The sequence below is a fragment of the Nitrosomonas sp. genome (assembly GCF_019635155.1).
Lineage (GTDB): Bacteria > Pseudomonadota > Gammaproteobacteria > Burkholderiales > Nitrosomonadaceae > Nitrosomonas.
Genome location: NZ_JAHBZY010000010.1, coordinates 51,476 through 64,402, shown reverse-complemented (window position 1 = coordinate 64,402; position 12,927 = coordinate 51,476). Strand labels below are relative to the sequence as shown.

The following is a 12,927-nucleotide window of genomic DNA, read 5'->3' as shown; positions in this document are numbered from 1 at the left end:
TGTTATTCGGCTGCTCGCCGTTGCAATACATTGGATAGTTCTTCCATAAAGCTTTCAAACCGTGTCGCCAATTGATCGGTGCTGCTGGCATAGCGATTATAAGCAACCACTGCGGGGATGGCCGCGAAAAGACCCATGGCCGTTGCGATCAGAGCTTCTGCAATACCTGGTGCAACATGCGCGATCGTTGCCTGGGTTACACTCGACAAACTACGAAATGAATTCATGATCCCCCATACGGTACCCAACAAACCAATATAGGGACTGACGGATCCCACGGTAGCCAGAAATGATAAATGTGATTCCAGATAATCCATCTCGCGCTGATAAGTCGCACGCATGGCTCTGCGCGTACTCTCCATGACCGCTTCCAGATCGGAGCCACTCGGGTGCTTGGTAAACTCTCCGAAACCGGCTGCAAAAATGCGCTCCAGACAGCCTGATTGATAACGCGAACTAGTGATTCGTTGATGAAAGGCATTTAAATCGACGCCACGCCAAAAGATATCTTCAAAATCATCGGTTTTCTTTATTTCACTGCGGATGACAAACAGCTTTCTAAAAATATACCACCATGAAAAAAATGAAATCATTACCAAAATCAGCATCACCAGTTGTACCAGCAGACTGGCGCTAGTGATCAGATGCAGAAATGACATATCTTGTGTAACTGTTGTACTCATGCGGAATTCCTAATTTTTTCACGTAATAGTGCAGGAATGCTCACAGGTTTGAGTGTTTCTGCACCGACACATACCACTTGTACTGTGGCGCTCACCAACTTGACATGATTGCAAGTTATTTCTTGCAATAACGTAATACGACTTCTACCTATTTCGATAACCGCCACTGTCACACTCAACAAATCATCCAACGCAGCCGGTTTCAAATACACAACTTCAATCGACCGCACCATAAACAACGTTTTGTGAACCGCGGCCAATGAATTCACATTAAACCCAAGCGCCCGCAGCCATTCATAACGCGCACGCTCCATAAAATTCAGATAGCAGGTATGGTAAACAACCCCGCCCGCATCCGTATCTTGATAATAGACACGAACTGGAAATGAAAAATCTATCGTGGACATCACACTCAATCCATAGATACTTTGAACCGACCGCTTCATTCCGATGCGAAAACTCCGGTCGACAAATAGCGATCGCCACGATCGCAAGCAATGAATACAATCACCGCATTCTCTACTTGTGCGGATACGCGCAACGCGGCAGCTAATGCCCCGCCCGATGATATGCCTGCAAAAATCCCTTCTTCTCTCGCTAAACGGCGTGTCGTCTCTTCCGCTTCTTGCTGCGATACGTAAACCATTTCATCAACGCGTGATGCATCAAAAATTTTGGGTAAATAGGCCGGTGACCATTTTCGTATCCCTGGAATCTGCGCGCCTTCTTCCGGCTGTACGCCGATCACTCTGACTGGTTTTGATTGCTCTTTGAAAAACTTTGAGCATCCCATGATAGTTCCGGTCGTCCCCATACTGCTCACAAAATGCGTGATGGTTCCATTCGTATCCCGCCAAATTTCCGGGGCCGTCCCTTGATAATGGGCCAATGGATTATCGGGGTTGGCGAATTGATCGAGAATAAATCCCTGTCCTTCGTCGCGCATTTTTTCCGCCAGATCGCGTGCTTGTTCCATTCCTCCCGATCTAGGCGTCAAAATGATCTTTGCGCCATAGGCGCTCATTGATTGCCGCCTTTCGATGCTGAGATTCTCCGGCATGACGAGCACCATTCGGTAACCCATCATCGCCGCAGCCATTGCCAGTGCAATTCCGGTATTTCCACTGGTCGCTTCAATCAGGGTTGCGCCCGGTCGAATTAACCCGCGTTGCTGCGCATGGGAAATCATCGACAATGCCGGACGGTCTTTTACCGACCCTGCGGGATTGTTTCCTTCAAGTTTAGCAAGCACTACATTGCTCGTTGCTCCGGGAAGCTGCTTCAACCTGACTAAAGGGGTATTCCCAACAAAATACTCAATCGTTTTATGCATAGGTGCCAGATCTATCACTGATGTTTAAGAAACTTTCCCGGATTGTGCATTGCTTCATTTTTTGCCCCAATAAAAAACCCCCTCTGAACGATGCCAGAGGGGGTTCTGATTTATTATATCAAAACCGCTACTTCTTCTCAGGAGTCTCTGCGCTTTGTTCCGTTGTAGCTGTAACCGTAACCGCATCGCGTATTTGTTTGATAATGCCAGGTCCTACACCGACAACCTTGATCAAATCATCTACCGAAGTAAAAACACCATTTTTCTCACGGTATTCAACAATCGCTTTTGCCTTAGCAGGACCGATTCCTTGCAAGGTTTCCAGTTCCGCTTGTGTCGCCGTATTAAGATCGACTGCCGCGAATGCTGTACCGGTAAACAGAAATAGCAGGGTTACAAAAATAAATAATTGCTTCATGGTATCTCCTTTATCAAAAACAAATACTGATGAACGAAATTACGCGCGTCAGTTTCTGCATGTTAAAAAATACTTGCACGCATTTTTTCGTGAGCGCAAGTCGAGGTGATATCGGATACCACGGAAATTAATTTAGCAACTTATATTAATATTTTTTATATTCTATATAGATCTATGCTGCACCCACTCTGCCAGAAAAATCCAGTAGGATCATAAATTTTTTATTCACCCAATTAATCGGCTTGCCTTCTTAAGAAAGCGGGAATATCCATCGGATCGACACCGGATTGGCGCATGGCCGCTACGGTAGCATTATTCCTTCGACCGGTCCGCATGACGGCAGGTTCTTCTGTAGAAAAAATTGAATCTCTGTCATCGGTTCCGGTACGAGTATGGACAACCGTCAATGGAGAGCTTTGCCCTTGACCTTGGTTAGCGACGCTACCAAGCCCGGTAGCAACCAATGTTACGCGCAGATTATCGGCCATGTCTTCATCAATGACTGTGCCAACAATAATCGTTGCATCCTCGGCGGACAGATCTTTAATCGTGTTCATAACTTCATGAACTTCGCGCATTTTAAGTGATTGGCTCGCGGTAATATTCACTAATATTCCTCGCGCTCCAGTCAAAGAAATATCTTCGAGCAACGGGCTTGAAACCGCACGTTCCGCTGCCACACGAGCACGATCTACGCCCATTGCAATCGCAGAACCCATCATTGCCATCCCCATTTCCGACATAACTGTTTTAACATCGGCAAAATCCACATTCACCAAGCCCGGACAATTAATCACTTCGGCAATGCCCGCAACTGCTCCATAAAGCACATCGTTAGCCGCTTTGAAAGCATCAAGCATCGAAATATCATTACCTAATACCAGCATCAGCTTATCGTTTGGAATCACGATCAATGAATCCACATGCTGCGCCAACGCTTCCATCCCCGCTTTAGCGGCTATCAAGCGTTTTCCTTCAAATGCAAACGGCTTGCTGACAACGGCAACGGTCAATATACCCATTTCCTTGGCCACTTGCGCAACAACAGGCGCAGCCCCGGTACCTGTGCCTCCTCCCATACCGGCTGTAATAAACAGCATATCAGCGCCTTGAATCAATTCAGCAATGCGATCCCGATCCTCCAACGCGGCTTCACGTCCAATTTCAGGATTGGCTCCTGCGCCTAGTCCTTTCGTAATACCTGTGCCTAATTGCAGTACTGTCGGCGCTTTATTACTTTTCAATGCTTGGGCATCAGTATTCATGCTGATAAACTCAACGCCTTGCATGCCGTTCTGAATCATATGATCCACAGCATTGCTTCCGCACCCACCAACGCCGATTACTTTGATGACCGCCTCTTGAGTTTCGTTATTCATGATTTCGAACATATTGTTTCTCCTTTAGTACATTGAAATTAAAGCCGCTTTACTACAAATATTACCTGTTGATACCTGTAACGTTTCCATCAAAAATTTCTTTGGAACCATCCTTTCATCCTGGAAAAAATCTGCTTCGCAGAACTTCCTTGTAATCTCGAGCCATGTTGATGCTGTAATTGCTCAATACCCGCTAAAATCAAACCAATCCCTGTTGAATAACGCGGCGTGTGGATCACTTCCTTTAAGTTGCCGTGATAGTTGGGCAGGCCTAACCGCACCGGCATATGAAAAATCTCTTCACCCAACTCCACCATACCTCGCAACGAGGCGGATCCACCGGTAATCACTATTCCGGACGAAAGTAATTCTTCAAACCCGCTGCGGCGTAATTCGGCTTGCACCATGCAATAAAGCTCTTCCGCCCGAGGTTCGATAACTTCCGCTAAAGTTTGTTTTGAAAGCTGTCGAGATCCTCTGTTGCCGACATCCGGAACCTCAACCATCTCATGCGTATCAGCAAGGCTTCTAAGCGCACAACCATAGCGGCATTTGATGTCTTCAGCGCTTTTTGTAGGCGTACGTAACGCCATCGCAATATCGTTGGTAATTTGATCACCGGCGATCGGAATTACCGCGGTATGCCTGATGGCACCATGCGTAAACACCGCGATATCCGTCGTTCCACCACCAATATCCACCAGACAAACGCCTAAATCCTTTTCATCTTCGGATAACACAGCCATCGCAGACGCGAGTGGCTGCAAAATCAGATCGCGCACCTCCAAGCCGCAACGATGGACGCATTTAACAATGTTTTGCGCGGCGGAAACGGCACCGGTGACAATATGCACTTTCACCTCCAGCCGGATGCCACTCATCCCCACCGGTTCTCGCACATCTTCCTGCCCATCGATAATGAATTCCTGATTTAGCACGTGCAGAATCTGCTGATCAGCGGGAATATTGACTGCTTTTGCCGCTTCCATGACGCGCTCCACGTCTTTCTCCGTAACTTCCTTATCCTTAATGGGCACCATGCCATTCGAGTTAAAACCCCGGATATGACTGCCGGCAATTCCGGTATACACCTCCTGAATCTTGCAATCCGCCATTAACTCCGCTTCTTCCAACGCTCGCTGTATGGCGTTTACCGTTGTCTCAATATTGGCCACAACACCCTTCTTTAATCCGCGCGACGGGTGGCTACCCAAACCTATCACCTCAAAACCGCCTTCCGGTATGACTTCCGCGACAATGGCAACGATTTTTGAAGTACCGATATCCAACCCAACAATCAAATTTCTATTTTCTCTAGCCTTACTCATCTAGTCCCATCTCCCTGGTCTCACGTCTCTCTCCTCGCATCAGATTTACGCGGCACGTGTGGCGTCGTATCAGGCATACGAATCGCAAAACCGTTCGGATAACGCAAATCGACGTATGCCAATGGCTCTTGTTGATTTAACCAAGCGATGCTGTGGTTAAATACTGAAACATAGCGAGCCAATCGTTCCTCAGTTTCATTCCGACCAAGTTCCAAGATTGTTCCGGTATCCAATTGAATTCGCCAAGCGTAGCGCGATGTGAGATTCAGTTCGGAAATTTTCTGCTGCAACGGCGCCAAAATTTGATTAAAGCGCTGGTATTGCCGCGTAACCTCATGCGCACTCGCTTCATTGGGACCCGTAAAAACCGGCAAATCAATTTCAGCACTCACCCGGAACACTTCACCATACGTATTCACCAATGCTTGGCTTCCCCAATATGCCAACGCCCGGTGTTCTTCCAGCGTCACATTTAATCCATGCGGCCATTCTCTAGTAATTTTGGCCTCCCGCACCCATGGTAATTTTACAAAAGCTTCGCGCACAGCGGCCAAATTTACTGAAATAAAATTTCCATTAATCTCATTTCTCACAAGCTTTGCAATTTGTTCATTGGTAACATTCTGTAAAGCCATGCTTCTTGCTTCACCACGAACAACATTGATATTAATTTCCTTAATTGGAAAAAAGGGCGGCTTAATCAATTGCAAACTGATGGCATACAGCACTGCTATCGCAACCATACCGCACAATAGCTTCGATAATAAATTCAATGCATAAGGATTATTCCACATGCGCCAGATCCAATATTTTCACAACCAATTCCTCAAACGAAATTCCAGCGGCTCTGGCTGCCATAGGCACCAAACTATGACTGGTCATTCCGGGAGACGTATTTGCTTCGAGAAAGTAAAACTGCCCGGATTGCGTTAAAATCAAATCAACCCTGCCCCAACCGTGACAACCCAAAACCCGATAAGCGTGTAATGCTTGCCGCTGAATGCTTTCTTCCAACGCTTCCGGCAAGCCGCTGGGACAAAAATATCTCGTTTCGTTTGAGAAATACTTCGCTTCATAATCATAAAGATCGCCTGCTATCTCGATTCTTACGATAGGCAAAGGCATATCTCCCAAAACAGCCACTGTTAATTCCTGTCCGACAATAAACTCCTCGGCAAGCACCAGGGAATCATATTGCGCCGCCAAGCGATAAGCGGCTTCCAGATCCTTGCTGTCGAGCACTTTACTCAGGCCAATGGTCGATCCTTCGCATGCCGGCTTGACGATAAGCGGCAACCCCAATGTCTCAGCAACCGAAGCAAAATCGCTATCAGCCTGTAGCAGGGCGTATCGGGGGGAAAGAATACCTGCGGCTTGCCAAATCAATTTAGTACGCCATTTATCCATTGCCAAAGCGCTCGCCATTACACCACTACCGGTGTACGGCAATCCGATCCATTCAAGCGCGCCCTGAATGGTTCCATCTTCCCCAAAACGCCCGTGCAGCGTAATAAAAGCTCGATTGAAACCTTGATGCTGCAACATCTCCAATCCCTGACCAGCCGGATCGAATGGATAAGCGTCCACCCCGCTTCGGCGCAAGGCAGCTAACACCGCTTCTCCGCTTTGTAACGATATCTCACGTTCCGCAGATCGGCCGCCTAACAGAACCGCAACTTTACCGAAGTTATGGGCAGTCACTATGCCAACCTCCTTGGTTCCCCAATGACTCTAACCTCTGGAATCAAGTCTATTGCCGTTGCTTTTTTCACCCTGCGTTGAACCATCATAATCAATGCTTCGATATCCGCTGCGGTTGCATGACCGATATTGACAATAAAATTGGCATGCTTCGGCGATACCATGGCGTCTCCCAATTGGCATCCTTTTAAACCGCAGACCTCGATCAATCGTGCGGCAAAATCTCCTGGCGGATTACGAAATACCGAACCGGCATTGGGTTGATTCAATGGCTGGCTGGTCACGCGCTGCGATAGCAGTTGCTTGATTTTTTGCCGGGATTGCGCATGATCACTCGAGGACAGCCTGAAGAAACTCCCGGCAAACCATTCTGCCGACGCTTTTTCCGCCTTCTGCCGTAGCTTTACGCTGCGATACTCAATCTCGTATTCCTCTGGCTGGCGGATAAAGATTTGTCCGTTTCGATTGATAACTTTTACTTGCTCTACAAATCGCCACGTTTCCGATCCAAAACATCCGGCATTCATCGCTAATGCGCCCCCAACCGTACCAGGGATTCCGGCTAGAAACTCAACACCCGCCAAACCATGATTGGCTGAAAACCGCGCCACTTTTGCACAAGCGACCCCGGCGCCCGCATAAATCAGCCCGGTGGAATCATTTTTTTCAATCACTTGCAGATCGTTTAAGCGGGCATGCAAAGCAATCACAATACCGCGAAGACCACCGTCTCTAACCAGTAAATTGCTTCCCAAACCGATGACATAAATCGTCTGTTGCGAGAACTCTCGAAGAGCATTGGCCAAATCATCCAAATCCGCCGGAATGTAGTAACGATCGGCGATACCGCCCGCACGCCAAGTCACATGATGGCTCATCGGTTCATTGACACGCATCTCGCCGCGCAATGGAACTGCACCTGCTTCACCTGCAGTTCGATCCATCGCTACCATGTCCGGTCTCGAGTCGAGCAACAAAGCGATCATTTCCCATTAAGCTCCTGTTCTAATGCCCATTAACAACCGTCAACTTACTTCCCATTTGCGCTATCAACGGTGCCACCCGGGCCACCGATCCGGCTCCCATCACCAATACCACATCGCCATCTTGCACCACGCTAAGAATGCCATTCGCCAAATCATCGATTTCTTCGATATAAATCGGCTCCACTTTGCCTTGCACCCGGATAGCACGCGCCAGTGATTTGCTATCCGCAGCAATGATCGGTTCTTCACCCGCCGGATATACCTCAGTCAGCAACAAAAGATCAGCTTGCGACAACACCCGCGTGAAATCTTCAAACACGTCGCGCATGCGTGTGTAGCGATGCGGCTGAAAAGCAACAACCAGTCGCCTGTCTGGAAATGCGCCGCGCGCCGCTTTCATGGTTGCGTCCATTTCTGCCGGATGATGGCCATAATCATCAATCAATGAAAAACTTTTATGCGCGGATAGCCGAATCTCTCCAAATTGTTGAAAGCGCCTTTCCACCCCCTTAAATTCCGCGAGCGCTCTGGCGATGGCCGCGTCCGGCACACAGATTTCATTAGCAACTGCGATGGCAGCCAGTGCATTTTGAATGTTGTGAAGTCCGGGCAGATTAAGCGTGATATCCAAGTAACGAGCCGATCCGTTAACACCGATCACAGCGGTAAATTTCATTTGATGATGGTTATGCGTGATGTTGATTGCACGAACTTGCGCTGTTTCGGATAAGCCGTAAGTCGTAATCGGTTTGGAAATTGCCGGCATCACTTCGCGAATATTGGCATCATCCACGCAAATCACGGCCATCCCATAAAATGGTAGATGCTGAATGAAATCCACAAAGGTTTGCTTAAGCCGATTGAAGTCATGCCCATAAGTTTCCATGTGATCCGCATCAATATTGGTCACAACCGCCAGAACCGGCTGCAAATACAAAAACGATGCATCCGATTCATCAGCTTCTACCACTATAAATTCGCCACTCCCCAGCTTGGCGTGACATCCTGCGGCTTCTAGTTTTCCTCCGATGACAAACGTCGGATCCATATCAGCCGCCGCCAATATGCTGGCAATCAGGCTGGTCGTCGTGGTTTTGCCATGCGTGCCGGCAACCGCGATTCCGCTGCGCAACCGCAACAACTCGGCCAACATCATGGCGCGCGGAACTACCGGAATATTCTTGTTTTTCGCTGCAATCACTTCCGGATTATCCGGTTTCACGGCCGTCGAGGTTACCACCACATCCGCGCCTGCAATCTGATCACCGGCGTGACCGCCATACACGCGGATACCCAGTTTCGATAAACGCTGCGTGACCCGGTTGCTGACCAAATCCGAGCCGCTGACTTGATACCCCAGGTTCACAAAAACTTCGGCAATGCCGCTCATGCCTGCACCCGCAATTCCGACAAAATGAATGTGTTTAACTTTATGCTTCATGAAGAACTCCGCTTAATTCAATACATGCTTGCGCGACGATTTGAGTGGCTTCCGGTTTTGCCAGGCTTCGGGCGATCTTAGCCATTTCGAGCAATTTTTCCCGCGTCATACTCATCAACAAATCCGCCAATTTCCGTGCGTTTAATTCCGATTGCGGCAGAAGCACTGCAGCATCCCGGCTGGAAAGAAACCGGGCGTTCGCAGTCTGGTGATCATCAACCGCATGCGGATATGGCACCAATATGCTGGCTATTCCGGCGACACTCAATTCGGCAACCGTTAATGCACCGGCACGGCATATAACCAAATCCGACATGGCGTAACGTTTGGCCATATCATCGATGAACGCCAAAACTTCGGCCTCCAGATGCGAATCGGCATAATGCTTCTTAACCGCTTCCCAATGAATGGCGCCCGTTTGATGCACAACAACGGGACGCAAATGTTCCGGAATAAGATTAAGCGCTTGCGGAACCGTATCATTCAGAACTTGCGCGCCCAAACTGCCACCTACAACCAGCACGCGCAACTTTCCTTGCCTTACCTGATAGCGCTTTTCCGGTTCATCTATTTGCGCGATCTCGGCTCGCACCGGATTTCCCGACCACACAGTTTTTCCTGTTCCGGTCTGCATTGCATCCGGAAATCCGAGAAAGACCTTCTCCGCCAGCTTTGCCAAAATCTTGTTGGTTAACCCGGGAATCGAATTTTGCTCATGAATGACCAGCGGTTTATTCAGTAGCGACGACATCATGCCCCCCGGAAATGCCGGATAACCCCCCATTCCCAAAACCACATCGGGCTTAACCCGTCGGATGATGCGCAGACTCTGCAAAAATGCCCTGAGCAAACGCCATGGCAATAGCGCCCATGTCAACAACCGCTTGCCACGCAATCCTGAAAAACTAATCACTTCCGTTTGATACCCTCTTTGCGGCACCAGTTTTAATTCCATTCCCGCTTCAGTTCCCAGCCACACCACACGCCAACCGGCTTGCCGAAGATAATCAGCCACCGCCAAGCCTGGAAACACATGCCCGCCCGTACCGCCCGCCATGATCAGGATAGTACGCTCACTCATACGTTAAGCCCCCGCAAGCGTTGCCGATTTTCCCAGTCGATCCGCAACAGGACTGCCAGTGCGATGCAAATAGCCGTAATACTGCTGCCACCGAAACTCAACAGCGGCAATGTCAGACCTTTAGTAGGCAAGACACCCATATTGACGCCCATATTGATCAATGCCTGCAGCCCGATCCAGATTCCGATCCCTTGCGCCACCAGTGCGGAAAAAGGATTCCCCAGCTTCGCCGCTAAACGTCCGATTACAAATGCGCGGGTTATGAGCCAGAAAAAAAGAATGATCACGGTAACCACGCCCGCAAAACCAAGCTCTTCGGCCAGTACCGATAGTAAGAAATCCGTATGCGCCTCCGGCAAATAGAATAATTTCTCGACGCTGCCGCCCAGGCCTACGCCAAGCCATTCACCACGACCGAATGCAATCAATGCATGACTTAATTGATACCCTTTGCCGTATGGATCCTCCCACGGGTCCATAAATGCAATCACTCGATTCAACCGATACGGCGAGCTCAAAATTAATTCGTAGAGACCGACCGCCAATATACTGATCAGCGCGATAAAGATTTTCAAACTGACACCGCCAAGAAACAGGATGGACATGGCAAGCGCCGTAACGACAAAAAATGCCCCGAAATCAGGCTCCAGCAGCAACAAAGCGCCAACAACCGACAGCACCGCTGTAATGGGTAAAAAGCCTTTAAAGAAGGAATCGAGATCGATCACCTTACGATTGACGTAATCCGCCGCATACAGCACCATGCAGAATTTCATATATTCGGACGGCTGAATATTGACAACGTAGAGTGAAATCCAACGCTGGCTGCCATTGACTTCATGCCCGATGCCTGGAATGAGAACCAACACTAGCAATAACAAACAGATCATCAGCAAATAAGTTACATATTTCTGCCATACCTGCATGGGTATCTGAAAAGCGATTACCCCCAACAACAAACCAACCGCCAAATATGCGCTATGCCGCAATAAATAATGACCTGCACGATCAGCGCCAAATTGCGCCTCAGCAATCGCAATCGAAGCGGAGTAGATCATTACCAATCCGATACTAAGCAGCAATAACGCCGACCAGACCAGGGCTTGATCAAAATCACTCATGACTCTTGGTTTCTGGCTGTTAGCTTGATATATCATTGCTTAGTGCTTCTTCTGTCCAAAACTGAAAAATTTGTTCTCTATATCCTTGACCGCCGCTACAAATACTTCCGCACGATGGATATAGTTTCTGAACATATCGAAACTGGCGCACGCCGGCGAAAGCAGCACCACATCACCAACTTGCGCCAGCAAGAAGCTTTTCTGCATCGCTTCTTCCATCGTAACCGCAAAGTGCAAAGGCACACCGCAATTTTGCAATTCCGTTGCGATAATCCCGGCGTCGCGGCCTATCAGCACGACCGCCCGGGCATTATTGGTGACTGCATCTCGCATGAGTGAGAAATCCTGTCCTTTGCCATCTCCGCCAGCAATTAATATGACATTTTTTCGCATGCCATTTAATGCGGCCACAGTTGCGCCTACATTGGTGCTTTTGGAATCATCAAAGAACGTAACGCCATTGAATGCGGCAACCTTTTCCATCCGGTGCGGCAAACCGCGAAATTCCCGTAAAGCCGTCAACAAAGGCTCCAACGGGAGCTCCAACGAGCGGCATATTGACAATGCAGCCAATGCATTAGTCGCATTATGCAAACCGCTGACGACAAGATCGCTGGTTTTTATCAAGGGCCGATCACCCTCCATCAGCCACAGTTCATCGCCATTGTGCAGCATCCCGTAATCCGACTGCGTGGATGCGATATCCACCCCGAACGTTATGCACTTTCGCCCGGGCAATGCCATTGCATAAACCACGGGATCATCACGATTCAATATCTGGATAGCATTGTCATCGTGCTCATTCAGAAAAACTCTTGTTTTAGCCGCCATGTAATCTCCCATCGCGGCGTAGCGATCCAGGTGATCTTCGCTCAAATTCAATACCGCCGCGACATCGGCATTCAGATTAGCCGTGGTTTCCAATTGAAAACTGGATACCTCCAGCACCCAGGCTTGCGGCCAATCGCCGGCATCGAGACGCTGCATCAGTGCTTCTAAGACTGCAGGGCCGATATTTCCAGCCACTTCCACATTCCAGCCCGATTTCTTAAGCATTGCCCCAACCATCGAGGTTACCGTTGTTTTTCCGTTCGATCCGGTAATTGCCAGGATTTTGGGTTTTGGCAAATCCGACTGCTCCAGCGCCCACGAAAACAGCACCATATCGCCAACCACCGGTATGCCTTGCTTTACCGCTTGCTGAACACATGGATCCGCAACCGGAACGCCTGGGCTGATCGCAATCAGCTCGATGCCGTTCAAAATTGGGCTTTCGAATTTTCCGGTAAAAGTTTTCACATCCGGATGCTTATCCATCACTTCCTTTAATGCCGGGGGTTGCTGGCGACTATCAGCAACGCATACGTTTGCGCCCTGACGTGTCAGCCATTTCACCATGGATAAACCTGTTTCACCCATTCCAAGCACCAAGATTGTTTTACCCCTTAAATTCATC

The 12,927-nt window shown here is 48.8% G+C and carries 13 protein-coding genes; all 13 read right to left on the bottom strand.

Annotation, left to right across the window (positions count from 1 at the left end):
• Positions 1 to 2 precede the first annotated feature (2 nt).
• On the bottom strand, positions 3 to 683 hold the full coding sequence (gene tolQ, locus KF839_RS08555) for a protein TolQ (RefSeq protein ID WP_292917422.1): 681 nt from the start codon (positions 681 to 683) through the stop codon (positions 3 to 5).
• Positions 680 to 1,090, bottom strand: coding sequence for a tol-pal system-associated acyl-CoA thioesterase (ybgC, locus tag KF839_RS08550; protein WP_292917421.1), 411 nt, complete (start codon positions 1,088 to 1,090; stop codon positions 680 to 682). The genes tolQ and ybgC overlap by 4 nt, the downstream gene beginning before the upstream one ends.
• A 35-nt stretch (positions 1,091 to 1,125) precedes the next feature.
• Positions 1,126 to 2,016, bottom strand: a complete 891-nt coding sequence (gene cysM / locus KF839_RS08545) for a cysteine synthase CysM (RefSeq protein WP_292917420.1) — start codon at positions 2,014 to 2,016, stop codon at positions 1,126 to 1,128.
• Positions 2,017 to 2,143: 127 nt separating this feature from the next.
• The gene (locus KF839_RS08540; RefSeq protein ID WP_292917419.1) at positions 2,144 to 2,434 is read right to left on the bottom strand and encodes a ComEA family DNA-binding protein; all 291 of its coding nucleotides are present in this window, start codon (positions 2,432 to 2,434) and stop codon (positions 2,144 to 2,146) included.
• A 233-nt stretch (positions 2,435 to 2,667) separates the two neighbouring features.
• The gene (ftsZ, locus tag KF839_RS08535; protein WP_292917418.1) at positions 2,668 to 3,825 is read right to left on the bottom strand and encodes a cell division protein FtsZ; all 1,158 of its coding nucleotides are present in this window, start codon (positions 3,823 to 3,825) and stop codon (positions 2,668 to 2,670) included.
• A gap of 77 nt (positions 3,826 to 3,902) precedes the next feature.
• Positions 3,903 to 5,141: a cell division protein FtsA gene (ftsA, locus tag KF839_RS08530; RefSeq protein ID WP_292917417.1), complete on the bottom strand. Its 1,239-nt coding sequence runs from the start codon at positions 5,139 to 5,141 to the stop codon at positions 3,903 to 3,905.
• Between the two features lie 20 nt (positions 5,142 to 5,161).
• Entirely contained in the window at positions 5,162 to 5,935 is a 774-nt protein-coding gene (locus KF839_RS08525) for a cell division protein FtsQ/DivIB (protein ID WP_292917416.1), read from the bottom strand.
• The gene (locus KF839_RS08520) at positions 5,925 to 6,842 is read right to left on the bottom strand and encodes a D-alanine--D-alanine ligase (protein ID WP_292917415.1); all 918 of its coding nucleotides are present in this window, start codon (positions 6,840 to 6,842) and stop codon (positions 5,925 to 5,927) included. The genes KF839_RS08525 and KF839_RS08520 overlap by 11 nt, the downstream gene beginning before the upstream one ends.
• On the bottom strand, positions 6,842 to 7,786 hold the full coding sequence (gene murB, locus KF839_RS08515; RefSeq protein ID WP_292917475.1) for a UDP-N-acetylmuramate dehydrogenase: 945 nt from the start codon (positions 7,784 to 7,786) through the stop codon (positions 6,842 to 6,844). The genes KF839_RS08520 and murB overlap by 1 nt, the downstream gene beginning before the upstream one ends.
• Before the next feature lie 61 nt (positions 7,787 to 7,847).
• Positions 7,848 to 9,269 carry a UDP-N-acetylmuramate--L-alanine ligase gene (gene murC, locus KF839_RS08510; RefSeq protein ID WP_292917414.1) on the bottom strand — a complete coding sequence of 474 codons (1,422 nt, stop codon included), beginning with the start codon at positions 9,267 to 9,269 and terminating at the stop codon, positions 7,848 to 7,850.
• Complete coding sequence (gene murG / locus KF839_RS08505; RefSeq protein ID WP_292917413.1) at positions 9,259 to 10,350, bottom strand: undecaprenyldiphospho-muramoylpentapeptide beta-N-acetylglucosaminyltransferase; 1,092 nt, start codon at positions 10,348 to 10,350, stop codon at positions 9,259 to 9,261. Before murG ends, murC begins: the two co-directional genes overlap by 11 nt.
• Complete coding sequence (gene ftsW, locus KF839_RS08500) at positions 10,347 to 11,507, bottom strand: putative lipid II flippase FtsW (RefSeq protein ID WP_292917412.1); 1,161 nt, start codon at positions 11,505 to 11,507, stop codon at positions 10,347 to 10,349. Before ftsW ends, murG begins: the two co-directional genes overlap by 4 nt.
• A 3-nt stretch (positions 11,508 to 11,510) precedes the next feature.
• The gene (gene murD / locus KF839_RS08495) at positions 11,511 to 12,926 is read right to left on the bottom strand and encodes a UDP-N-acetylmuramoyl-L-alanine--D-glutamate ligase (RefSeq protein WP_292917411.1); all 1,416 of its coding nucleotides are present in this window, start codon (positions 12,924 to 12,926) and stop codon (positions 11,511 to 11,513) included.
• Position 12,927: the final 1 nt, after the last annotated feature.

Excerpts from the sequence above, each read along its gene's own strand:
- tolQ (WP_292917422.1), bottom strand. The coding sequence starts at position 683 with ATGAGTACAACAGTTACACAAGATATGTCATTTCTGCATCTGATCACT.
- ybgC (WP_292917421.1), bottom strand. The coding sequence starts at position 1,090 with ATGTCCACGATAGATTTTTCATTTCCAGTTCGTGTCTATTATCAAGAT.
- cysM (WP_292917420.1), bottom strand. The coding sequence starts at position 2,016 with ATGCATAAAACGATTGAGTATTTTGTTGGGAATACCCCTTTAGTCAGG.
- KF839_RS08540 (WP_292917419.1), bottom strand. The coding sequence starts at position 2,434 with ATGAAGCAATTATTTATTTTTGTAACCCTGCTATTTCTGTTTACCGGT.
- ftsZ (WP_292917418.1), bottom strand. The coding sequence starts at position 3,825 with ATGTTCGAAATCATGAATAACGAAACTCAAGAGGCGGTCATCAAAGTA.
- ftsA (WP_292917417.1), bottom strand. The coding sequence starts at position 5,141 with ATGAGTAAGGCTAGAGAAAATAGAAATTTGATTGTTGGGTTGGATATC.
- KF839_RS08525 (WP_292917416.1), bottom strand. The coding sequence starts at position 5,935 with ATGTGGAATAATCCTTATGCATTGAATTTATTATCGAAGCTATTGTGC.
- murB (WP_292917475.1), bottom strand. The coding sequence starts at position 7,786 with ATGGATCGAACTGCAGGTGAAGCAGGTGCAGTTCCATTGCGCGGCGAG.
- murC (WP_292917414.1), bottom strand. The coding sequence starts at position 9,269 with ATGAAGCATAAAGTTAAACACATTCATTTTGTCGGAATTGCGGGTGCA.
- murG (WP_292917413.1), bottom strand. The coding sequence starts at position 10,350 with ATGAGTGAGCGTACTATCCTGATCATGGCGGGCGGTACGGGCGGGCAT.
- ftsW (WP_292917412.1), bottom strand. The coding sequence starts at position 11,507 with ATGATATATCAAGCTAACAGCCAGAAACCAAGAGTCATGAGTGATTTT.
- murD (WP_292917411.1), bottom strand. The coding sequence starts at position 12,926 with ATGAATTTAAGGGGTAAAACAATCTTGGTGCTTGGAATGGGTGAAACA.